The sequence below is a fragment of the Erythrobacter fulvus genome, assembly GCF_028595285.1.
GTDB lineage: Bacteria > Pseudomonadota > Alphaproteobacteria > Sphingomonadales > Sphingomonadaceae > Erythrobacter > Erythrobacter fulvus.
In genome coordinates this window covers 163,587-186,265 of record NZ_JAQQXQ010000007.1, presented here as the reverse complement: position 1 = coordinate 186,265, position 22,679 = coordinate 163,587, and the positions used below count along the sequence as shown (strand labels likewise).

General features: G+C 64.6%; 23 protein-coding genes. 14 read left to right on the top strand and 9 right to left on the bottom strand.

Features of this window, described 5'->3' with window-relative positions; genetic code table 11:
* Positions 1 to 46: 46 nt before the first annotated feature.
* A complete protein-coding gene (locus OIK40_RS10845) occupies positions 47 to 610 on the bottom strand; it encodes a type 1 glutamine amidotransferase domain-containing protein (RefSeq protein ID WP_273678345.1) in 564 nt (187 codons plus the stop codon).
* Between the two features lie 160 nt (positions 611 to 770).
* On the opposite strand from OIK40_RS10845, the gene parC reads away from it, so the two are divergent.
* Positions 771 to 3,062, top strand: coding sequence for a DNA topoisomerase IV subunit A (gene parC, locus OIK40_RS10840; protein ID WP_273678344.1), 2,292 nt, complete (start codon positions 771 to 773; stop codon positions 3,060 to 3,062).
* A gap of 74 nt (positions 3,063 to 3,136) precedes the next feature.
* Here the strand turns inward: parC and OIK40_RS10835 are convergent, their stop codons facing one another.
* The 6 genes from OIK40_RS10835 to OIK40_RS10810 form a co-directional block, all read right to left on the bottom strand.
* A complete protein-coding gene (locus OIK40_RS10835; protein WP_273678343.1) occupies positions 3,137 to 3,733 on the bottom strand; it encodes a hypothetical protein in 597 nt (198 codons plus the stop codon).
* A 245-nt stretch (positions 3,734 to 3,978) separates the two neighbouring features.
* Positions 3,979 to 5,169, bottom strand: coding sequence for a CCA tRNA nucleotidyltransferase (locus tag OIK40_RS10830; RefSeq protein WP_273678342.1), 1,191 nt, complete (start codon positions 5,167 to 5,169; stop codon positions 3,979 to 3,981).
* Complete coding sequence (locus OIK40_RS10825) at positions 5,159 to 5,785, bottom strand: CoA pyrophosphatase (protein WP_374211806.1); 627 nt, start codon at positions 5,783 to 5,785, stop codon at positions 5,159 to 5,161. Before OIK40_RS10825 ends, OIK40_RS10830 begins: the two co-directional genes overlap by 11 nt.
* Positions 5,782 to 6,336 carry a DUF1285 domain-containing protein gene (locus OIK40_RS10820; protein ID WP_273678341.1) on the bottom strand — a complete coding sequence of 185 codons (555 nt, stop codon included), beginning with the start codon at positions 6,334 to 6,336 and terminating at the stop codon, positions 5,782 to 5,784. The genes OIK40_RS10825 and OIK40_RS10820 overlap by 4 nt, the downstream gene beginning before the upstream one ends.
* Positions 6,337 to 6,382: 46 nt before the next feature.
* A complete protein-coding gene (locus tag OIK40_RS10815; protein ID WP_273678340.1) occupies positions 6,383 to 6,928 on the bottom strand; it encodes a GNAT family N-acetyltransferase in 546 nt (181 codons plus the stop codon).
* On the bottom strand, positions 6,925 to 8,079 hold the full coding sequence (locus OIK40_RS10810; RefSeq protein ID WP_273678339.1) for a PQQ-dependent sugar dehydrogenase: 1,155 nt from the start codon (positions 8,077 to 8,079) through the stop codon (positions 6,925 to 6,927). Before OIK40_RS10810 ends, OIK40_RS10815 begins: the two co-directional genes overlap by 4 nt.
* On the opposite strand from OIK40_RS10810, the gene rnhB reads away from it, so the two are divergent.
* The 4 genes from rnhB (at position 8,078) to OIK40_RS10790 (ending at position 12,489) form a co-directional block, all read left to right on the top strand.
* A complete protein-coding gene (rnhB, locus tag OIK40_RS10805; protein WP_273678338.1) occupies positions 8,078 to 8,701 on the top strand; it encodes a ribonuclease HII in 624 nt (207 codons plus the stop codon). The genes OIK40_RS10810 and rnhB overlap by 2 nt on opposite strands.
* A 264-nt stretch (positions 8,702 to 8,965) precedes the next feature.
* A complete protein-coding gene (locus OIK40_RS10800) occupies positions 8,966 to 10,096 on the top strand; it encodes a site-specific DNA-methyltransferase (RefSeq protein ID WP_374211808.1) in 1,131 nt (376 codons plus the stop codon).
* 18 nt (positions 10,097 to 10,114) lie between these two features.
* Positions 10,115 to 11,227, top strand: coding sequence for a dihydropteroate synthase (gene folP / locus OIK40_RS10795; protein ID WP_273678336.1), 1,113 nt, complete (start codon positions 10,115 to 10,117; stop codon positions 11,225 to 11,227).
* Positions 11,228 to 11,310: 83 nt separating this feature from the next.
* Positions 11,311 to 12,489, top strand: a complete 1,179-nt coding sequence (locus OIK40_RS10790; protein WP_273678335.1) for an alkaline phosphatase D family protein — start codon at positions 11,311 to 11,313, stop codon at positions 12,487 to 12,489.
* Between the two features lie 69 nt (positions 12,490 to 12,558).
* Here OIK40_RS10790 and OIK40_RS10785 read toward each other — a convergent pair whose 3' ends face one another.
* On the bottom strand, positions 12,559 to 13,317 hold the full coding sequence (locus OIK40_RS10785) for an SDR family NAD(P)-dependent oxidoreductase (protein WP_273678334.1): 759 nt from the start codon (positions 13,315 to 13,317) through the stop codon (positions 12,559 to 12,561).
* A gap of 32 nt (positions 13,318 to 13,349) precedes the next feature.
* Positions 13,350 to 14,795: a sigma-54-dependent transcriptional regulator gene (locus OIK40_RS10780; RefSeq protein WP_273678333.1), complete on the bottom strand. Its 1,446-nt coding sequence runs from the start codon at positions 14,793 to 14,795 to the stop codon at positions 13,350 to 13,352.
* Positions 14,796 to 15,064: 269 nt separating this feature from the next.
* Here OIK40_RS10780 and OIK40_RS10775 point away from each other — a divergent pair, with 269 nt between their 5' ends.
* The 9 genes from OIK40_RS10775 (at position 15,065) to OIK40_RS10735 (ending at position 22,486) form a co-directional block, all read left to right on the top strand.
* The gene (locus OIK40_RS10775; protein WP_273678332.1) at positions 15,065 to 15,187 is read left to right on the top strand and encodes an aa3-type cytochrome c oxidase subunit IV; all 123 of its coding nucleotides are present in this window, start codon (positions 15,065 to 15,067) and stop codon (positions 15,185 to 15,187) included.
* Between the two features lie 13 nt (positions 15,188 to 15,200).
* Positions 15,201 to 16,325 carry an NAD(P) transhydrogenase subunit alpha gene (locus OIK40_RS10770; RefSeq protein ID WP_273678331.1) on the top strand — a complete coding sequence of 375 codons (1,125 nt, stop codon included), beginning with the start codon at positions 15,201 to 15,203 and terminating at the stop codon, positions 16,323 to 16,325.
* Between the two features lie 3 nt (positions 16,326 to 16,328).
* Positions 16,329 to 16,610 carry an NAD(P) transhydrogenase subunit alpha part 2 gene (locus OIK40_RS10765; protein ID WP_068862622.1) on the top strand — a complete coding sequence of 94 codons (282 nt, stop codon included), beginning with the start codon at positions 16,329 to 16,331 and terminating at the stop codon, positions 16,608 to 16,610.
* A gap of 3 nt (positions 16,611 to 16,613) precedes the next feature.
* Positions 16,614 to 18,074, top strand: coding sequence for an NAD(P)(+) transhydrogenase (Re/Si-specific) subunit beta (locus OIK40_RS10760; protein ID WP_273678385.1), 1,461 nt, complete (start codon positions 16,614 to 16,616; stop codon positions 18,072 to 18,074).
* Positions 18,074 to 18,415 carry a hypothetical protein gene (locus OIK40_RS10755; RefSeq protein WP_273678330.1) on the top strand — a complete coding sequence of 114 codons (342 nt, stop codon included), beginning with the start codon at positions 18,074 to 18,076 and terminating at the stop codon, positions 18,413 to 18,415. Before OIK40_RS10760 ends, OIK40_RS10755 begins: the two co-directional genes overlap by 1 nt.
* Before the next feature lie 90 nt (positions 18,416 to 18,505).
* Entirely contained in the window at positions 18,506 to 19,708 is a 1,203-nt protein-coding gene (locus OIK40_RS10750) for a parallel beta-helix domain-containing protein (RefSeq protein WP_273678329.1), read from the top strand.
* The gene (locus OIK40_RS10745; protein WP_273678328.1) at positions 19,705 to 20,721 is read left to right on the top strand and encodes an SO2930 family diheme c-type cytochrome; all 1,017 of its coding nucleotides are present in this window, start codon (positions 19,705 to 19,707) and stop codon (positions 20,719 to 20,721) included. The genes OIK40_RS10750 and OIK40_RS10745 overlap by 4 nt, the downstream gene beginning before the upstream one ends.
* Positions 20,721 to 21,701 (top strand): alpha/beta fold hydrolase, encoded by a 981-nt coding sequence (locus OIK40_RS10740; protein ID WP_273678327.1) that lies wholly within the window; start codon positions 20,721 to 20,723, stop codon positions 21,699 to 21,701. Before OIK40_RS10745 ends, OIK40_RS10740 begins: the two co-directional genes overlap by 1 nt.
* A gap of 80 nt (positions 21,702 to 21,781) precedes the next feature.
* Positions 21,782 to 22,486, top strand: a complete 705-nt coding sequence (locus OIK40_RS10735) for an aspartate/glutamate racemase family protein (protein ID WP_273678326.1) — start codon at positions 21,782 to 21,784, stop codon at positions 22,484 to 22,486.
* The last annotated feature ends 193 nt before the right edge of the window (positions 22,487 to 22,679 follow it).

The window sequence follows — 22,679 nt, the reverse complement described above, 5'->3', positions numbered from 1 at the left end:
TGGCGGGGCGGGGTTCGTCAATCTTGGCGTGATGCCACGTTCGTTGTCAGGCGGCCTGTTTCTGGACGTCGGCTTCCCGGCCGGTCTTGCGCATCCCCGCCGCATCCATCAACGCCTTGGTGAAGGCCGGAATGTCCGACGGCATGCGGCTGGTGATGATATTGCCGTCGACCGCAACCATCTGGTCGATCACGGCGCCCCCGGCATTGGTGAGATCGGTGCGGATCGAGGGCCAGCCGGTCACCACCTTGCCGCGAATGATCCCTGCTTCGGCCAGCAGCCACGGCGCGTGACAGATCGCGGCGATGGGCTTTTCCGCCTTGTCGAATTCGCGCACCAGCCGGATCACGGTATCGTTCATGCGCAGGATATCGGGGTTCATCTGGCCGCCCGGCAGCAACAGCGCGGCGTAATCATCGACGCTGACATCATCGACCAGCATGTCGACGGTAACGTTTTCGCCCCAGTTGCCGTCCTTCCAGCCCTTGATTGCGCCTTCGTCGAGGCTGGCGATGACGGTTTCGGCTCCGGCATCCTCCAGTAGCCGTTTCGGCTCCGTCAGTTCGGACTGTTCGAACCCGTCGGTGGCGATGATGAGGATCGGCTTCATATGCTATCTCCTTGTTTTTACGTCACCTGATCAACGGGCTTGGGTGGGCGATGTTCCTTCCGGCGGGGCCGGGCGTGGCTGTGTCGCGATGGGCCGTGCCGCAGCCAAGCCTGTGGAAAGACCTCTCCCTGCGCGGGGCGCGGATTGCTAGACAATCGGCATGTCCGATCCTGCCACCACCGATTCAGACCCGTTCGACGCGATCGTCGATGCGCCCTTCGATGCGGCGCTGTCCGAGCGTTATCTGGTCTATGCGCTGTCCACCATCACCGCGCGCAGCCTTCCCGATCTGCGCGACGGGCTGAAACCGGTGCACCGCCGATTGCTGTGGGCGATGCGGCAGCTGAAGCTCGACCCGTCTTCCGCGTTCAAGAAATCCGCGCGCGTCGTCGGCGATGTGATCGGCAAGTATCACCCGCATGGCGATGCATCCGTCTATGACGCCATGGTGCGCCTCGCGCAGGATTTCGCGCTGCGTTACCCGCTGGTCGAAGGGCAGGGCAATTTCGGCAATGTCGACGGCGATAACGCCGCCGCCTACCGCTACACCGAGGCGCGCCTGACCAGGACCGCGCTCGAACTGATGGCGGGGCTGGACGAAGGCACCGTCGATTTCCTGCCCACTTATAATGGCGAGGAGATCGAACCGGAAATCTTCCCTGGCCTGTTCCCCAACCTGCTCGCCAACGGGGCAAGCGGGATCGCGGTAGGCATGGCAACCTCGATCCCCAGCCATAATGTCGCGGAAATCATCGATGCGACGCTGGAACTGATCGACAATCCCCATGTCACCCACGAACGGCTGATGGAGCTGTTCCACGGCCCCGACTTCGCCACCGGCGGGCAGGTGGTGGATAGCCCTGCCGTCATTTCCGAGGCCTATCGCACTGGACGCGGCAGCTTCCGCCTGCGCGGGCGTTTCCATGCGCCCGAGGCCAAGGACGCCGCCGATGTCGAAGCCGGGATCGAAAGGCTGGGCGGCGGGCAGTGGCAGCTGGTGATTTCGGAAATCCCGTATCAGGTGCCCAAGTCCAAGCTGATCGAGCAGATCGCCCAGGCGATTGCCGATCGCAAGTTGCCGATCCTTGAGGATGTGCGCGACGAAAGCGACACCGCAATCCGTATCGTGCTGGTGCCCAAGAGCCGCAATGTCGATCCGGAACTGCTCAAGGAAAGCCTGTTCAAGCTGACCGATCTGGAAACGCGGTTCAGCCTCAACCTCAACGTGCTGGACGCGACGCGGACCCCGATGGTGATGGGGCTGAAGGAACTGCTCGACAACTGGACGGTGTCGCAAATCGACATCCTTCAGCGTCGCGCCCGCCACCGGCTCGAACAGATCGCCAAGCGGCTGGAGCTGGTGCGCGGCTATATCATCGCGTTCCTCAACCTTGATCGGGTGATCGAAATCATCCGCACCGAGGACGAGCCCAAGCCGCTGATGATGGCTGAATTTGAGCTGACCGACCGGCAGGCCGAAGCGATCCTCAACATGCGGCTGCGGTCTTTGCGCAAGCTGGAGGAAATGCAGCTGCGCAAGGAGCAGGACGAACTGCTGGCCGAACAGGACGATCTGGAAAAGCTGCTTGAAAGTCCGGCCCGCCAGCGCACCCGCCTGAAGCGCGATCTGAAGGCGCTGCGCAAGGACTATGCCGAGGACACGGTGATCGGCCGCCGTCGCACGTTGATTGCCGAGGCCGCTGCGACAGTCGAATTCAGCATGGACGCGATGATCGAAAAGGCGCCGGTGACGGTGATCCTCAGTCAAAAGGGCTGGATCCGCGCGGCCAGCGGCCACGTCCCGCTGGATCAGGAATTCAAGTACAAGGAGGGCGACGGGCTGGCCTTCATCTGCCACGCGCAGACCACCGACAAACTGTTACTGGCGGCATCGGACGGGCGGTTCTTCACGCTGGGCTGCGACAAGCTGCCCGGCGCGCGCGGCTTCGGCGAGCCGGTGCGGACCATGATCGACCTGGAGACCGAGGCGACCGTCGTTGCCATGCTGGTGCATCGCGCGGGTGGTCGGCTGCTGCTGGCATCGAGCCACGGCAAGGGCTTTGTCGCGGAGATGAACGAGCTGCTGGCCGAGACGCGCAAGGGGCGTCAGGTGGTGAACCTGAAGGACGGCGCGAAACTGGCGGTGATCCGGCCGATTGCCGAAAGTCACGATCACGTTGCTTGCGTCGGCGACAACCGCAAGCTGGTGGTGTTTAATCTGGAAGAATTGCCGGTGATGACGCGGGGACAGGGGGTGCAGTTGCAGCGTTACCGCGATGGCGGGCTGTCGGATGCGACCACCTTCGTGCTGGCCGACGGCCTCAGCTGGCAGATGGGCGGATCGGGCGAGCGCACCCGCACCGAAACCGAGATCCGGATGTGGAAAGTCGCGCGCGGCGCTGCCGGACGGATGCCGCCGCAAGGCTTCCCCAAGAACAACCGCTTCGACTGACGCGAAATGCAAAAAGCCGCGGGCACCCGTGACGGTGACCGCGGCTTTGTGTGTCCCGCAAAGGGAGCGCGTGCTTACATGCTGGCGCCGGTAGCCGCCTCGCCTTCGCTCGAGGAGGCCATTTCGGCTTCCTTGGCGCGGGCCTGCGCCGGGGTGAGGATTTCCGCACCTTCGGGCACCGACACGGTGTTGGCGGTCAACTGCTGCGCCGAATAGAGCGCCATCAGCGCACCTTCGGGGCTGACGGCGAAAGATTCGCGGGTCAGCGTGACGATCCCGGCATCGTTCTGGACGATCACGGCGTCTTCGCTGTCGATGGTGTAGACTGTGCCTGCGGGCATGCCGTCGGCGCTGACCACCGCTGCGCCCTCGACCAGCGCGGCATCGCGCTTGGCATTGGCTTCGGCGACCTGCGCATCCATCATCGCATCGATCTGGCCCTTGGTGGCGTTGATGCTGGGGCCGGTTTCCCCGGTGCCGATCAGGTCGGCGGGGATCGGTGCCTTGTGCTTGCCGGTGTCGATCGTGACGACGCCGTTGGCGACGCTTTCGACCGTGCCGATGGGATTCCCGTCATTGCCATAGACGGTAGCGCCGACATCCTGCGCGTGAGCCACAACCGGAGCGGTTGCAAGAAGGGTGGCCAGCAGCGCCAGCTTCGCGGATTTCATTGATGTTGTCTCCATCTTTGCACTTCATCGGAACGCTGCCGGGGGGTGGCAGCGGCGGCGGGACACGCGGGATGCCGGATGGCCGGGAGAGGCCGGGCGAGAGGCCGACGCAAAGCGCCGGTTGAGTAGGAGCGCGCATGCAATAAATGCACGAAACCCGCATGTGGTTCCTAGACCGGGCAAGTCGCCGATGGCAAGCGCATGAAGGCATGCGGCAAGGGCATCCATCGCCCCTCAGGCGCGGTTCACCCCGCCGGGGGCTGATCGGCCAGCGCCTCGGCCAGCAATTCCTCGACCCGGGCGGCGCCGGGAAAGCCTTCCGCGACCCACTTCGCCTCGATCGTCTGAAGGATACGCGCCACCGCCGGGCCCGCGGTCACTCCGCGCGCGACGATAGCGCCGCCTTTCAGGGGAAACACCGGAACGGTCCACGAAGCGATCGTCCGCGCATCGGCCCCCAGCAGCAGCAACCGGTCGATCGCGCTTGGAGGCGTGATGCGATAAGCGAGCGCCTGCGGATGCTCGGCGTCGGTCGCGCTGCGCTCGGCTGCAGAAACCAGCCGGCCACGCTGGGCCTTGGACAGCCGCAGCCGCGCAGCGACCGTTTCGGCAACGTCGGGCGAGGGCGGCAGCAGCGCCGCCAGCCGCCGCACCGGATCCGGGGCAAAGCCCTGTCCGGCTTCGGTGACGATCAGCCGCCCCAGCGCGGCAAGCTGGGCAGGGCAGGCTTCGGGCAGGATCACGCCGAGCACCCCGCCGGACCGCATACGCTCCAGCGTCGCATACGGATCGGGCAGAGCAAGCAATGCCAGCAATTCGGCAGCGATGCGTTCGCGGCTGAGGCCTTTCAGCGTGTGGGCGAGTTCGCTGCACGCTTCTTCGGCCTGCGGATCCAGTTCGGCACCGAAACGCGCCTGGAAGCGGAAATAGCGCAGGATCCGCAAGTGATCCTCGGCAATCCGGGCGCGGGCATCGCCGATGAAACGCACCCGCCGTGCCGCAAGATCATCGAGCCCGCCGAAAAAGTCGCTGATCGCCAGTGTCACCGGATCGGCATAGAGTGCGTTGATGGTGAAATCGCGCCGGGCCGCATCCTCGCGCCATTCGGACGCGAAGGCGATGGTCGCGCGCCGCCCGTCGGTCGTCACGTCGCGTCGCAGCGTGGTAATCTCGACCGGGCCATCCTTGAGGATGGCGGTAACGGTGCCGTGCTCGATCCCGGTCGGCACGGTGCGGATACCCGCCGCCCGGCACAGGTCGATGACCTTGTCGGGCGTAAGCAGGGTCGCGCAGTCGACATCCTGCACATCGGTCCCCAACAGGCTGTCGCGCACCGCACCGCCGACCCAGCGGATATTTTCCGCGCCCAGCGCTGCCGTCAGCATGGCGAGGCCTTGGCGGCGGGGCCATTCGGCCTGCGACAGATCATGCAGCATCGCGCAAACCCTCCACCGCGATCCGGCGCGCCAGATTGGCGATGATCGCCGCGGTCACGCCCCAGATGCGGAATCCCTGCCAGTCCATTTCGAGATAGCGCCGCGTCGCTCCGCGCCAGAACACCTCGTTCGCCGTCCAGCTGGTCGGATCGAGCAGCATCGTCAGCGGCGCCTCGAACCAGTCGGCAACCTCGACCGGATCGGGCTTCAGATCGAGATCGGGCGGCACCACGCCAACCACCGGCGTGACGATGAAGCCGGTGCCGGTGTGATAGAGATCGCTGGTACCGATCACCCGCACCGCTTCCCGCGGGAGAGCGAGCTCCTCCTCGGCCTCGCGCAGCGCGGCGGTGACGGCATCCTCGCCCGGATCGATCTTGCCGCCGGGAAAGGCGACCTGTCCGGGGTGATCGCGCATTCCGCGGGGACGCTGGGTGAGGATCACCTGCGGATCGTCCGGCACATCGGTAATCGCGATCAGCACCGCGGCGGGCGTGGCGCGTCCTTCGCGGGCGAAGGCGGCATCGCTCAGCAGGTCGGGAATGTCGCGCGCGTGCCCTTCCGCGAACAGGCGGGCTAGCGGTTCGTAAAGGCTGGGGCGGGCCGACATCGTCATGACAGCAGCGAGAACGTCGCGCCTTTGCTGGCGATCTGCCAGCCATTGTCCTCTGCCCCTTCGGCAAGTGCGATTTCGGCCAGCTGTGCCCATGTCGACCGGTTGAGCCGCGCTTCGCACCCGCGCCGCACCTGCAAATAGGCTGCCGGGGATTCCGCATCCCCCGCGATCCGCAAGGGATGCTCTGGCCCGGCGATCACCAGATCGTCCGTGTTGAGGCGGAACGCCAGCGCATCATCGGCGCGCGCGCAATCGACCGCGATGAAGGCGGCATCCTCGACCGCGATGGTCAGCTTCTCGAACGGGGTGACGAGCCAGTGCTGCCCGTCCTCATCGCGCTTCAGCAGGCCCGCGAAGGCGCGCACCATTGCCTCGCGCCGGATAGGCTCGCCTTCGTGATACCACGTTCCGTCGGCGGCGATCCGCATCTGGCTGTCGCCGCTCTGCTGCGGTGCCCAGCCTTCGACGGGCGGCAGCTTGCGCTGCGCAACGAGGTCGGCAATTTCCGCGAGGGTCAGTTCGGCAAGATATGGTGGCGGTTCGTAAGGCATCGGTTGCTAGCAGCGATGCCAGAACAGCGCGGGAAGGTGAAGGGGCTTAGCGCCCCGCCGCCATTTCCCACGGCCCGAGCATGCCTTCGGCGGGCATGGCGGCCAGCGATGCGCCGCGCGCCAGCAGGCGTTCGGGCTCATAGGGGCCGGGGCAGCGCCATCCGCCGGTGAACGCCGCCGAGAAGCCCCAGCGGCCATAATAATCCGCATCGCCGATCAGCACCTGCGCCAACGCGCCGCGCCCGCCTTTTGCAAGATCGGCATCCGCTGCAATCATCGCGCTCATCAGCCCGATGCCGAAGCCTTCGCCCTGGCGTTCCGGCACCACCGCCACCGGCCCGACCATCACCAAGGGCACCGGCCCCTGCTTGGTCTGGAGCGCGATCGGCCAGCACTGGATCGTGCCGACCAGCAATTCGTTCTCGTCGAGCGCGGCAAAGCTCAGTGCCGGCAGCCACGGCATGCCTTCGCGAATGCGATAGGCGGTGCGCGCATGGCGATCCGGCCCGAACGCACGGTCGAGTACTTCCTCGATCATGGCAGGCTCGACCGCCTCGAGCGGGATCAGTGTGGCGGTGGCAGCGGCGCTCATTCGGCGGTGAGCTTCAATACCCGGCCGTCCTTGCCGTCTTCGGCAACCCAGATCGCGCCATCCGGACCCTGCTCGACCGAGCGCAGGCGGGCGCCGAAGTCGTAACGGCCGGCCTCTTGCGCGCTTTCGCCGTCGAACGCGACCCGCACCAGCGCCTGAGACCCCAGACCGGCGATCAGCGCATTGCCCTTCCATGCGCCGAACATGTCGCCCGAATAGATGATCATGTCGCCCGGTGCGATCACCGGAGTCCAGCTGAGGGCAGGCTTGGCAAAGCCGTCATCCGCGCTGTGATCGGGGATCGGATCACCGTTGTAATGATCGCCGTTCGAGCGCTCCGGCCAGCCGTAATTGGCTCCCGCCGCGACAAGGTTCAGCTCATCGCCGCCTGCCGGGCCATGTTCGACTTCCCACAAACGCCCGCTCGCATCCCAGTCCAACCCCAGAATGTTGCGGTGCCCGTAGGACCAAATCTCTGCCGTCACGCCGCCCTTGTCTGCCATCGGATTGCCTGCCGCAGGCGTGCCGTCGAGGTTGAGGCGCACAATGGTGCCGAGGGTGTTGGTGGTATCCTGCGCGGGCTGCATCTTCTGCCGCTCACCACTGGCGATGAACAGATACTGCCCGTCGGGCGAGATGCTGATGCGGTGCGAATAGTGGCCGCGGCCCGCCACCTTGGGGGTCTGACGCCAGATGACCGTGAGGCCTTCGATGGCGCAGCTTTCCGTCTCGCCGCACACCAGCGTGCCCTTGCCCACCACTGCGCCGCGGGTGTCGCCATCACCGGCTTCGGCCCAGCTCAGGTAGATCGTGCGGCGATCGAGCACATCGGAGGCCTCGCTGTCGAGAAAGGCGATGTCGCCAAGCCCGCCCTGGCCGCCATAGGCCACGTCCGGAAGGCCGCTGACGGTGCCGATGATGCCGGTTGCGGTATCGAGAAACTTCATCGTCCCCGATTTCTCGGTCACGAACAGCACCGGCGTGCCGGGCGCGAATTCGATCGCCCAGGGCTCGTTGAAGCTCGCCTTCTCGGTTATCGTGAAGGGCGCGGAGCCATCACCACTGCTTTCCCCGGTTTCGGCGTTGGCACAGCTTGCCAGCATCAGCGCGGGGACGGAAAGAGCGGTGAGGAGGCTGGATGAACGGATCATGCTAGGGGTCACTCCGGGTTTTGCGGTTACGGACGAAACGCTCGTCATCGGTGTTGACGAGGCCGGCCGCGGGCCGCTGGCCGGGCCGGTGGTGGCCGCGGCGGTTGTGTTGGGGCGCGAGATACCTGCGGGGCTCGACGATTCCAAGCGCCTTTCCGCAAAGCGCCGCGCAGTGCTCGACGAAGCGATCCGTGCGCATTGCTGCTGGGCCGTTGCAGTGGTCGAGCCTGAGGAGATCGACCGGGTCAACATATTCCAGGCCACGATGCTCGGCATGACACGCGCCGTCGCCAGCCTGATGTCCGCTCTGGGCGGGGTGCGATGCGAGGTGCTGATCGACGGCAACATGACCCCGGCGGGACGGTGCGGCGAATGGTGCTGGCCGGCAAGGCCGATCGTCGGCGGCGACGGGATCGAACCGGCCATTTCCGCCGCCTCTATCGTCGCCAAGGAATGGCGCGACCGGCTGATGCTCGAAGCAGCGCAGGCCTTCCCGCAATACGGGTGGGAACGCAACAAGGGCTACGGCACCGCCGAACACATGGAAGCGCTGCGGCTGCACGGCGCCAGCCCGCTCCATCGCCGCAGCTTTGCCCCCGTCGCGCAGCTCAGCCTGATCTGATCGGAATTTTTCGCCGATGATTGCGCGCAGGTGAGTCCTTCGCGCCACACCGCTGCATATCGAGTCACCGCAAGGGCGCGGGACTCAACATCTTGTGCCGATCACGCTTCGTTCCAGCTTTCGGCCACTGCATTTACCCTTTGTTAACCATAAGCTGCGCGAAATTAGACGCTTGACGCGGACTCTTCAGGGACTCATGCCTGTGGATAAGTCAAAGGCAAAACCAGCGGGGTCAATCCAGTGAGCGTTACAGAAAAGGCGAAGTTGCGGCAGGAAGTCGTTGGCAAAACGACAAAATCCGTGCGCGCACCCGAGCTTGCACGCGATTTGCCTCTGGGCCGTATCCTGCCCGGCGACTGCATCGAGGCGATGCGTTCGCTGCCCTCGGACAGCGTCGATCTGGTCTTCGCCGATCCGCCCTACAATCTGCAGCTCGGCGGCGATCTCAACCGTCCCGACGGCAGCCATGTCGATGCCGTGACCGATCACTGGGACCAGTTCGACAGCATGGCGGTGTATGACAAGTTTACCCGCGAATGGCTGACTGAAGCCCGCCGTGTGCTGAAGCCCGACGGCGCGCTGTGGGTGATCGGCAGCTACCACAACATCTTCCGCGTCGGCGCGATTTTGCAGGATCTGGGCTTCTGGATCCTCAACGACATCGTCTGGCGCAAGACCAATCCCATGCCCAATTTCAAGGGCACCCGCTTCACCAACGCGCATGAAACGCTGATCTGGGCAAGCATGGGCGAGAAGGCGCGGTATCATTTCAACTACCGCGCGATGAAGACTCTCAACGACGAATTGCAGATGCGTTCGGACTGGGTGCTGCCGATCTGCGCCGGGAACGAACGGCTGAAGGAAAACGGCAAGAAGGCCCATCCGACCCAGAAGCCCGAGGCACTGCTTTACCGCGTGCTGCTGGCCACGACCGAAAAGGGCGACGTGGTGCTCGATCCCTTCTTCGGCACCGGCACCACCGGCGCGGTCGCCAAGCGTCTGGGACGCGAATGGATCGGTTGCGAGCGCGAGGATTTCTACCGCTCCGTCGCCGAAAAGCGCATCGCCAAGGAACTGCCGCTTGATGAAAGCGCGCTGACCACGATGCAGTCGCCCCGCAGCGCGCCCAAGGTGGCGTTCGGCGCAGTGGTAGAAAACGGTTTGATCCCGCCGGGCAGCAAGGTGTTCGACAAGAAGCGCCGCTGGATCGCGACGGTGCGCGCCGATGGAAGCCTCGAATGTGACGGCAAGACCGGATCGATCCACGGCCTCGGCAAGGAACTGCAAGGCGCGCCGAGCTGCAACGGCTGGTCGTTCTGGCATTACGAAAACGCCGGCGAGGTGAAGCCGATCGACGCCGCGCGCCAGCTATATCTGCTGGCGAACGAGGACTGACCGGCCGTCCGTCCGCGCATGACCGAAAGCGTCTATCTCCACCCGCTTACGCTCGTCTCCGGCCCGCAGGCGGTGGAGGGCGATGCTGTGCGGCTGGGCGGCAGCATGGCCTATGCCCGCGAATTCGCGCTGGTGCTGCGGCGCGACGGAGACGTGGCGGAACGGATTGTCACCACTGCGGCGGCCCTTCCTGAAGCTATTGCGCGCCTGCCCGAAGCGGCGGCGCGCGAGGCGCAGCGGCAGCTCGCCAACCTGCGCAAGACCCATGCCCCGCTGCAACTGGGCGGGCGCACTATCCGGCTCGACCAGCCGCAAATCATGGGCATCCTCAACGTCACGCCCGACAGTTTTTCCGACGGCGGCAAGAACGACGATCCCGAGGCGGGCCGTGCCGCCGCGGCCGCGATGCTGGAAGCCGGTGCTGCGATCATCGACATCGGCGGGGAAAGCACGCGTCCCGGCGCAGCAGCGACGTTCGAGGACGAGGAAATCCGCCGGGTTGCCCCCGCGGTCGAATATTGTGCGGCGATGGGTGCCGCGATCAGCGTCGATACACGCCGCGCGGGCGTGCTGGCGGCTGCTCTTTCGGCTGGCGCCCATATGGCGAACGACGTGTCCGCGCTGCGTTACGACCCGCGCAGTATCGAGGTGGTGGCCGAGGCAGGCTGTCCTGTTGTCCTGATGCACGCCCCCGGCGCGGGCGAGGATCTGCACGCGGGCGGACAATATGCCGATGTGGTGAGCGCGGTTTTTGATTTCCTCAAGCTCGCGCGCGAACGGGCGGTGGCCGCGGGCGTGGCAGAGGATCGCATCATCCTCGATCCCGGGATCGGCTTTGGTAAGTCGCTGGGAGAGAATCTGGCGCTTCTCAACGCCCTGCCGCTGTTCCATGCGCTCGGCAGCCCGCTGCTGCTCGGCGTCAGCCGCAAGCGCATGATCGGCGCCTTGTCGGGTGAGGAAAGCGCTGACCAGCGTCTCGCCGGATCGATCGCGCTGGTGGTGAAGGGGATGGAGGCGGGCGTCCATCTGCTGCGCGTCCATGATGTTGCCGAGACAGTGCAGGCACGCAATGTCTGGCGGGGCTTGCGCGATGCGGCGCTGACCGATTTCTCCCAGCTCCCGCCGCTCTGACCAGAGATCTTTCGCGCCCGTCGCACCTGTGTCATGGAGCGCGGCCAGATCATCGCTTACCGCGAATCCCGAGGGAGTTTTCCATGCGTCCGTCGCTGCTTGCCGCCACCACTTTTGCTGCACTCGGCCTCGCTGCCGCGCCGCTCATGGCCGATAGTCTCGCTCCTGAAAGCGACGTTCCCGTCGCAGTCAGCCTTGCGCCCGATCAGCTGCTCGCCCCCTATTACGCTCAGCTGCGCAAGCAGGTAACCATGCCCGAGGCCGGGCCGAACCCCGCGCTGTCGCCCGCCACCACGCTCACCCGCATCGCCTTTGGCAGCTGCAACCACCAGTCCGCGCCGCAGCACATGTGGGCGCAGATCGCCGCGCAGAACCCGCAGCTGTTCATGATGATCGGCGACAATGTCTATGGCGACAACGGCTGGGACGCGGACGCAGGGCTGGAGTCCTTGCGCAAGGCCTATGCCTTGCAGGCATCGCACCCCGAATTCGCGCAGTTCCGTGCCCGCTTCCCGATGATAGCGACGTGGGACGATCACGATTTCGGCCTCAATGATGCGGGCGGCAGCTTCCCGATGCGCCGCTGGGGCGAGGAATTGTTCGAAACCTTCTGGAACGCATCACCCGAAGTGCGCTCTCGCCCCGGGGTCTATGACAGCTCCATCACCGGCCCCGAAGGCAAGCGGGTGCAAGTGATCCTGCTCGATACGCGGTTCTTCCGCTCCGATCTCAAGCGCATGGAATGGAGCAGGGAGCGTCCGCCGCTGGGCGGTTATCTGCCCGATGCCGATCCATCCAAGACGGTGCTGGGCGCGACGCAATGGGCGTGGCTGGAGCAGGAACTGGCCAAGCCCGCCGACCTGCGGATTCTGGTGTCGTCGACCCAGGTGATTACCGATGCCCACCAGTTCGAAGGCTGGACCAATTTCCCGACCGAGCGCGAGCGGCTCTATCGTGTGCTGGCGGACCGAGAGGATAGCGGGCTGCTGATCCTGTCCGGTGATCGGCATGCCGCGGGCATCTACAAGACCGAACAGGCGGGCGAGACATTCTGGGAACTGACCAGTTCGTCGCTCAACCTCGCCTTCGGCAACGACAACGACCGCAGCACTGCCCGCGAACCTGACCCGGCGCGCACGACCAAGTTTTTCTCGGTCGAGAATTACGGCCTGATCGATATCGACTGGAAGACAAAGCAGCTGACCATGACGCTCAAGGGCAATGACAGCGGCACGCTGGCGACGCAGGCCTTCAATTGGTGATGTTCTGCAAATGTTTCACGTGAAACATTTGTAGCCCTGGTTGGAATTGCGCAGAAAAATCCTCTTGAATCAGAGGATAAATCCGCCGTCCGAAACCATCACGTGCCCGGTAATGTTGGAAGCGGCATCGCTGAGCAGGTAGATGATGGTGTCAGCCATCTCCTCGGAAGAGGCAAACCGGCCCAGCGGGGTGGTCTTGGCCATGGCCTTGATCGTCGCCTCGCGGCCGATGCTGGCGACCGAGCGCTGGAAGTCCTCTCCGCTTTCCCAGATCGCGGTATCGACGCCGCCGGGCGCGATGGCGTTGACGCGGATGCCCTTCTTTGCGCTTTCGACCGCCGCGATCCGCGCCATGTGGGCAACCGCGGCCTTCGATACCCCGTAAGGCCCGATACCCGGCACCGGCTTGATACCCGTGACCGAGGCGACCACCACCGCGCTGCCACCGGTGCTTCCCATCGCGCGCAGCGATGTCGCCAGCGTCAGGAACGCCCCGTCGAGATTGACCGCCATCACCCGCCGCCATTCGGCCAGCGACAAATCGGCAATCGGGCCGCCCGCACCGATCCCGGCATTCACCACCGAATGATCAAGGCCGGCCATGCGCGGTTCGAGATCCTGCCACAGCGCTTCGTCCGCGACGCTGCCGTTGATGCGATGCACCTCACCCGGAAGATCGAGCGCGTCCAGTCCCGCACCGTCGACATCGACGAGGAACAGTTTCGCCGCGCCGCGTGCCGCCAGCGTTCTTGCACAAGCCGCCCCGATGCCCGAAGCTGCGCCGGTGACGAGCGCACTGCGCCCGGTGAAATCCTGAATTTGTGTCATCCCCCGGGCGCTAGGCCCGGCAGGCGCGACGATCAAGCCGCGTTGTCGATCCCGAGGTCGGAGAGCTTGCGGTAGAGGGTCGAGCGCCCAATCCCCAGCCTGCGTGCGACTTCGGTCATGCGGCCGCGATAATGGCCGATGGCGAGGCGGATGACGTCGGCCTCGATATCTTCGAGCGGGCGCAGGTTGCCGTCCTCGGTATAAAGCATGATGCCCACGCCCTCGTGGCTGGCGGGCAGGCGCATTTCGCCCTGTTCGCCGAGTATCTCGGAAAGCTGCGGGAAGCTGTCTGCAGTGAGGGTGTTGCTCTCGCAATATACCGCCGCGCGGAACAGCACCGATTGCAGTTGGCGGACATTTCCCGGCCAGTCATAGGCGGCCAGCAGCGCCAGCGCGCTTTCGGAGATCGACAGGTGATTGAGCCCCGGCTGCTCGCCGATGCGGGCGAGGAAGTGGCGGGTGAGAGAAGGAATGTCGCCGGTGCGTTCGCGCAAGGGCGGCAGGTGGAGGCGGGTCGACCCCAGCCTTGCGGCCAGCGCGGCATCGAACTGTCCCGCTTCGACCATGCGTTCAAGCCCGACATTGCTCGTCACCAGAAGACGCACATCGACGCGGAAGCCATAGCTGGCGCCGACAGGGCGGATGATGCCGCTTTCCAGCGCTTCGCCCAGACGTTGCTGGAGCACGGGGGTGAGCCGGTCGATGTCGTCGAGGATCAGCGTCCCGCCGTCGCAGTGCTGGAACGCGCCGATCTGGCGGTCAAACGCCCCGGGGAAAGAACCCGGCTCGTGGCCGAACAACACCGATTCGATCGAACCGGGCGGGATCCCGGCCAGATTGATAAGGCGCAGCGGTTCCTTGGATCGGGGGGACGCGCTGTGCATCGCGCGCATCAGCATTTCCTTGCCGGTGCCGGTTTCGCCCTCGATCAACACATGGCCCTGTCCGCGCGCGGCCTTGGCGGCCTGCGCCAGCGCGGCACGGAATTGCGGGGCAGTGCCGATCATCGCGTCGAAATCGAGGCTGGCCGACATCTTCTCGGTCAGCGGCGCAAGCTCGTCGCGCGGGGTTTCGCGGGTGGTGACAGCGCGCAGCGCCTCCATCAGCCGGTCGGGCGATACCGGCTTGACCAGATAATCGCTCGCGCCCGCGCGCATCGCCTCCACGGCGAGCAGCGGCGAGGCGCTGGTGGTAAGCATCAGGATCGGCAGGGCAGGGCGGCGGGATTTCAGTTCGGCGATCAGTTCGCAGGCATCGTCGCCCGGCACCCACTGATCGAGCAGAATCGCGCTGAGCTGCATTCCTTCACGCGTGCCGAGCATCGCGATGGCGGTTTCGGCATCAGGGGCCACCAGCGTGCGCCACCCGTTGCGCGCGGCGATCGCGGTGATGAGCCGCGACTGCGCAGGCTCATCGTCGATCAGCATGACGAATCGCGCATCGTCCTGTGCTTCAGGGTGGCAATCAATATCCGCCATCAGCCTTGCCGCTCGCCTCTCCGTTGGCCCGGGCGGTGAATCCCGGACTGATACACGCCACTGCATAAGGCGGGCAGGTAAAGACGGGATTAAGGCTGTTGCCCCGGTGCGCCCGGACCAGCCCGTGGATGGCAGGCTGCCTCTCATTAAAGGTGACTTGAGCGCAGGCCGCTGCTTCGATACGGGAACAGGCGCAAATTCGGGCGCCGCAAGATTTACTGCAACCAATTGCGGGCTGCGGTGTTCAGGAACCCAAGGGGAATAAAGACATGACCGTTCACGACATGGAAAAGGCAGAAGCAACCTACGGCGGGTTCATGGCCGCGCTGAAATGGGCTGTGCCGCTGATTGCGCTGATCGTGCTGTTCGTCATCATGCTGATTGCCGGTTAAGGCGGGCGCGCAGGTGAAGATCGCCATCCTGAAGGAACGCGCGCCGGGTGAGACGCGCGTTGCCGCAACGCCCGAAACGGTGAAGAAGTTCGCTGCCCTCGGGCTCGACGTGGCCGTGGAAAAGGGCGCAGGGCTGACCGCCTCGGTAGAGGATGCAGCCTATGCCGACGCGGGCGCGAGCCTTGGCACTGCCGCAGCGACGGTGAAGGATGCCGACATCGTGCTCGGTATCCAGGCGCCCGACCTGAAACTGCTAAAGGGCGCGAAGCCCGGTGCGTGGGTGGCGGCGCTGTTCGATCCCTTCATGAAGCGCGATCTGGTCGATGCCTATGCCGCCGCAGGCTTCGAAGCACTGTCGATGGAATTCATGCCGCGCATCACCCGCGCGCAATCGATGGATGTGCTGTCTTCGCAGTCCAACCTTGCCGGCTACAAGGCGGTGCTGGTCGCCGCGGACACCTATGGCCGCGCCTTCCCGATGATGATGACCGCCGCTGGCACTGTGCAGGCGGCCAAATGCTTCATCATGGGCGTGGGCGTTGCCGGCCTTCAGGCGATCGCCACCGCGCGGCGTCTGGGTGCACAGGTTTCGGCCACCGACGTGCGGAGCGCCACCAAGGAACAGATCCAGTCATTGGGCGCCAAACCGATCTTCGTCGAAAACGTCGCCGGGATCGAAGGCGAAGGCTCGGGCGGCTATGCCACCGAAATGAGCGAGGAATACCAGAAGGCGCAGGCCGAACTGGTATCCAGCCACATCGCCAAGCAGGACATCGTCATCACCACCGCGCTAATCCCGGGCCGGGCCGCGCCGCGCCTGATCACCGACGCGCAGATCGCGACGATGAAGCCGGGCAGCGTGATCTTCGATCTCGCGGTGGCGCAGGGCGGCAATGTCGAAGGCTCGAAGCCGGATGAAGTCGTGGTCAAGCACGGCGTTTCGATCATCGGCTATTCGAACACCCCCGCGCACCTGCCCGCCGACGCATCGGCGCTGTTCGCGCGCAACCACTACAACTTCCTCAGCGCCTTCTGGGACAAGGAGCAGGGCAAGCCCGTGCTCGACGAGGAAATCGGCAATGCGATCCGGCTCACACAGGGCGGGAAGGTCGTCAACGAGCGGCTTCAGGGGGCCTGATCCATGGATTTCATCTCAATTCTCAGCATCTTCGTGCTGGCCTGCTTCGTGGGCTATTACGTCGTCTGGTCGGTGACCCCGGCGCTTCACACCCCGCTGATGGCAGTGACCAACGCGATCTCCTCGGTCATCATCGTCGGCGCGCTGATCGCTTCGGCAGAGGCCGGTAGTCCGGCGGCCAAATATCTAGGCCTGTTCGGGGTGGTGCTTGCCAGCATCAATATCTTCGGCGGCTTTGCCGTGACCGAGCGCATGCTCGCGATGTACAAAAAGAAGGAGAAGTAAGTGATGGACTTCTCCCTGCTTTCCGCTGCTGCTGCTGCGGGCGAAGGTGGCACCCCGGCCTGGGCGATGCTCGCCTATCTTGCCGCGGGCGTGTTCTTCATTCTGGCGCTGCGCGGTCTTTCCAGCCCGGCAACCTCGCGCGCCGGCAACCGCAACGGCATGATCGGCATGGCGATCGCCGTGGCGACCACGCTGGTTACCCATGACATCGCCAATATCGCCGAGATCGGCATTGCCATCTTCCTCGGCGGGATCATCGGCGTGACGATCGCGCGGCGCATCGCCATGACGGCCATGCCCGAACTCGTCGCAGGCTTCCACTCGCTGGTTGGTCTGGCGGCTGTGGTGGTGGGCTTCGGCGCATGGCTCGACCCGCAATCCTTCGGCATTGTCGACGCTGCGGGGCAGATTCTTGCCGTCAGCCGTATCGAACTGGGTCTGGGCATTGCGATCGGGGCGATCACCTTCTCGGGGTCGGTCATCGCTTTCCTCAAGCTTTCGGGCCGGATGGGCGGTTCGCCCATCATGCTGCCGGCACGCCATATCATCAATCTTGGCACGCTGGCTGCGATCCTTGGTCTGATCGGCCTCTACACCGTATCGCCGCAGGGCGGCGCGGCCGAGGGCTGGATGATCTACGCCATCGCGGTGCTCGCCTTCATCATCGGCTTCCTGCTGATCATCCCGATCGGCGGGGCGGACATGCCGGTCGTGGTCTCGATGCTCAATTCCTATTCGGGCTGGGCAGCGGCGGCGATGGGCTTCACGCTGGGCAATTCGGCGATGATCATCACCGGCGCGCTGGTCGGCTCTTCCGGCGCGATCCTCAGCTACATCATGTGCCGCGCGATGAACCGCAGCTTCATTTCGGTGATTGCGGGCGGGTTCGGTGCCGACGCAGGCGCGGGCGGTGGCGGCGGGGCGCGTGAACAGCGCCCCTACAAGCAGGGTAGCGCGGAAGACGCCGCCTACATGCTCGAACAGGCCGAAAAGGTCATCATCATCCCCGGCTACGGCATGGCGGTCGCCCAGGCGCAGCACGCGCTGCGCGAGATGGCCGACAAGCTCAAGGAAAAGGGCGTGGAGGTGAAGTACGCCATCCACCCCGTCGCGGGCCGTATGCCCGGACACATGAACGTGCTGCTGGCCGAAGCATCGGTGCCCTATGACGAGGTGTTCGAGCTGGAGGACATCAACTCCGAGTTCTCGCAGTGCGACGTTGCCTTCATTATCGGCGCGAACGACGTGGTGAACCCCGCGGCCAAGACCGACAAGTCATCGCCCATCTACGGGATGCCGGTGTTCGATGTCGACAAGGCCAAGCAGGTGTTCTTCATCAAGCGCTCGATGGGCGGCGTCGGCTATGCCGGGGTCGATAACGACGTGTTCTACATGAACCAGACCGTCATGCTGCTGGCCGACGCCAAGAAGATGGTCGAGGAAATCGTCAAGTCTCTGGACTGATGCGCAAGCTGCTAATCGCAATCGCGCTGCTCGCCGCATTGGCGGGCGGCGCGATCTTTTCCAGGCTGGCCGATCCGCTGATTGAATGGCGGGTGCGAACCGCGCTGGTCGAAGCCGGCGTTAACGAGCGCCGCGCCGAATGCATGGCGGGACGCATTGTGGAACGGCTCACCCCCGTCCAGTTGTGGAAGCTGCGGCAGGGCATGGCCGCGCAGCCCGGAGAGCCGGACAAGGGCTATGGCCTTGGCGAACTGGTGAAGCGTCTGCGCCGCGTGGGTGACGGCGAAGTGGTCGCCGTGATTACCACCTCTACCGGACTGTGCGCGATCGGCATCGGCTGATGTTATTGCCCGCCTACCGCTGAGCTGCTTGAGACACTTGCCTTTTCTCCCTCGCTTGCGCCAGAGTGCTCGGCGGAGAGGGAGAACACCATGAACCGCATCGCTTTTGCCGCCGTGCTGCTCGCGTCAGCGGCGCCGCTCGCGGCCGAAACACACACCATCGCACCGGGCGAAGGCGCGCAGGAACGTTTGCAGGAAGCATTGATCCTTGCCGCGCCGGGCGACGAGATCGTGCTGGAGGCGGGGCGTTTCGTGCTGACCGACGGATTGAGCCTTGATGTCGACGGGGTGACGCTGCGCGGGCAAAGCGCCGATACCACGATCCTCGACTTCACCAGCCAGCAGGGCGCGGGCGAGGGGCTTCTGGTGACGTCGGACAATGTCACCTTGCGCGATTTCCGCATGGAAAATCCGAAGGGCGACGGGATCAAGTCCAAGGGCGCGGACAACATCGTCTATACCCGGCTGATCGTCACCTGGACCAACGGCCCCGATCCCTCGAACGGGGCCTATGCGATCTATCCGGTCGAAAGCACGGGCGTGCTTGTGGACGGGGTGATCGTTTCGGGCGCTTCGGATGCGGGCATCTATGTCGGCCAGTCGAGCAGGATCACCGTCCGCAATTCCATAGCGAAGGAAAACGTCGCCGGGATCGAGATCGAAAACAGCCGTGACGCGCTGGTTGAAAACAACATCGCGACCAAGAACACCGGCGGGATACTGGTGTTCGATCTGCCCGGCCTGCCGGTGATCGGCGGCGGCAATGTGATCGTGCGCAACAACATCGCGAGCGACAACAACACGCCCAATTTCGCGCCGCCCGGCAATATCGTCGCCGGGGTGCCCAGCGGCACTGGCATCATGGTCATGGCAAACGAGAATGTGCTGATCGAAGACAATATCGTCAGCGACAATGCGACCGCGCCCTTCATGATCATCGCTTACACGCAGACATTCGACGATGCGCGTTACAACCCGTTTCCGCGCAATGTCGTGATCGGCCGGAATATCGCCGAGGGCGGCGGGAAGGCACCTGATCTTCCGGGCGGAGAGCAACTGGCTGCCGCCCTTGGCGGGGCGATCCCTCCGGTGCTTTGGGATGGCCTGTCCGATCCCGAAACCGCGCCGCTGTTCGTCACCGGCGAGTTTGCAGGCGTTTCGCTCAACCTCAAGGCACAGGGTCAGGGGATGAGCGATGCACAGCCTTCTGTCCTGTCCGCTCCCGCCGATGCGCCCGCCTGGGACATGAGCGCGGTCGGCGCGCCTGCGGAACTGGCGGCGCGGCTTAAGTGAGGCGCGGCGCCGGCCTGCTTGCGCTCGCCTGCGTCACCTTCGGCGCGGCGCTCGGTCATGCGACCGGCGTCGATGTGCCGCCGGTGAATGGTGCGGCGGTGCAGGACGCGGCCTTTGCGCGCAACCTCAGCGATTACCGCTTCTTCACCGACGGCGCACGGCAGATGCCCAACAGCACTGTCACCCCCTATGCGCTCAACACCCCGCTGTGGTCGGACGGGGCAGAGAAGCTGCGCTTCATCTACCTGCCGCCGGGCACGCAATTGGTTGCCGATGGCGAGGGCCTGCTCCAATTCCCCGTCGGTGCGGCGATTATCAAGACCTTTGCTTTCGGTGAGGGCGGGGCGCGGCGGCTGATTGAAACCCGCGTGTTGCTGCACCGGGCGGATGGCTGGGTGGCGCTGCCCTATCGCTGGAATGCCGACCAGACCGACGCCACGCTGGCGCTGGCGGGTGGGCGGCTCGATCTGGTGACGCCTGCGGGCGCGGCGATTTCCTATGCCATCCCGAACAAGAACCAGTGCAAGACCTGCCATTCGAAGGACGGGCAGGTGATCCCGATCGGCCCCAAGGCGCGCAATCTTTCCGCGGCTTGGCTCGGCCAAATGGTGAAGGTCGGGGCGCTTGACCGTGTGCCAGTGGGGGCGGACAGTCTGCCCGACTGGAGCGCCCACGCAACCGGCCCTGCCGCACCGCTCGCGCGGGCCTATCTCGATGTGAATTGCGCCCATTGCCACCAGCCCGGCGGGGGCGCATCCAATTCGGGTCTCGACCTGCGGTGGGAACAGGACGACACGCACGCCATCGGCGTCTTCAAGCGACCGGTGGCGGCGGGGCGCGGCGCCGGCGGGCACGAATTCTCGATTAAGCCCGGTGCGCCCGACGCCTCGATCCTGCTTTACCGGATGGACAGTGCCGAACCCGGCATCGCCATGCCCGAATTGGGCAAGGCCAGCGTGGACGAAGATGGTGTCGCGGTGGTGCGGCGCTGGATTGCGGAGATGAAGCATTGATGAAATGGGTTGTTCGCGGATTTCTCGCCCTGGTGGCGGTGCTGGTGGTTGCCTTCGTGATTTTCCGCACCCCCGATACCGACGCGGCGGAAATGCGCGCCAAGTATGGCGGGCCGCCTTCGCAGTTCGTCGAAATCGGCAATGGCGTGACGGTACACCTGCGCGACGAGGGGCCGAAAGATGCCCCCGCGATTATATTGCTGCACGGCTCCAACGCCGATCTGCACACCTGGGAACCGTGGGTCGAGGCGCTCAAGGGGCAATATCGCGTCGTCCGCTTCGATCAGGTCGGCCACGGCCTGACCGGGCCAGCTCCCGACAAGGGTTACACCCAGTCGGACTTCAAGGAGTATGTTGGTTCCGTGGCCGATAAACTGGGCCTAGACCGGTTCGTTGTCGGCGGAAACTCGATGGGCGGCGGGGTCGCGTTGGAATATGCGCTGTCCGCGCCGGAGCGCGTAACCGGTGTTGTGCTGGTCGATGCGGGAGGCGGACCAATTCGGCGGGCTGACAGCGGCGGCGGCAATTTGGGTTTCACCCTGATGAGGGTTCCGGGCGTCCGGTGGATGGCCACGCAAATCACGCCGCGTGGGATCCTCGAGGAAAGCTTGCGCCAAAGCGTATCCAACCAGGAAGTCGCAACCGATGAAGCCGTGGATCGCTATTGGGAGTTGTTGCGATATCCAGGCAACCGCGCCGCGACTTTGGAGCGTTTTGGATTGCCGCGTACACCGTTTTCCAAAGAACGTTTGCGTGCCTTTGATCGTCCGGTGTTGATCCAGTGGGGGGATCAAGACCCTATCATCCCGGTTGGTAACGCTTCTTGGTTCGCCGAACATCTACCGAACAGCACATTGCACATTTACAACGGGATCGGCCATTTGCCTCACGAGGAGGCGGTCACAGCGAGCGTGAACGACCTCAAAGCGTGGCTTTCGAGCCTTGATCGTCCTCGACAGACGGATGAATCGCAAGAATAGGCAGCGCGCTATGGACGCGGCTTTGCATTGGCCGCTAAGTCAGCGGATTACCCCCCACCCTAGGATTCGAGGACTTCCATTTGCGCAAACTGGGGATCATCGGCGGCATGAGCTGGGTGTCGACGGCGATGTATTACGACCGCATCAACCGCATCGTCCAGAAGCGCGCCGCCCCGATGGCCAGTGCCCCGCTGCTGATCGAAAGCCTGGATTTCTGCCAGCTCTACGCCCTTGTCGAGGAACGCGACTGGCAGCGTGCGGCAAGCGTGCTGATCGACAGCGCGCGCAGGCTTGAAGGGGCGGGGGCACAAGGCCTCATCATCGGCGCCAATTCGATGCATCGCCTGTATGATGATGTCGCGGCGCACGTGAACATCCCGATCCTGCACATCGCCGAGTATGTCGGCATGGAGATCAAACGCGCCGGCCTGACCAATGCCGCCCTGATCGGCACCCGCAACGTGATGACCGAAAGCTTCTACCGCAAGCGGCTGGTCGCGCACGGGATCGACTTGCTGCCGCCCAGGATGGAATTCGTCGAGATGCTCGAAAAGATCATTTATGACGAACTGATGGTCGGCAAGGTGACGCGCGAGGCGCAGCGCACCATGAAGACGATCATCACCAACAAGGCGCAGGAAGGCGCGCAGGCGATCGTACTGGCCTGCACCGAACTTGATCTGGTGGTGGACGTCGATGCCAACATACTGCCGGTGTTCGACAGCACCCGAATCCACTGCGAGGCCGCCGCCAACTGGATCCTCGAACAGGAAGGGGTGCATTAGTCACCGCTTCGTCCTTTAACCGAAACGTTCTGGCGCAAGCCGGGCTTGCACCTGATGCAACAGGCTGAGGTAACCTTTAAGTGCGCCTGCGAAATTTGTCGTAACGAAAGTCAGGCAGGTTTCGGGTCTTCGGGTCGCACCGACAGGCCCATGGGGCTGCTCTCCTTCCCCCCCAATCACCGGTGAGTAGCCC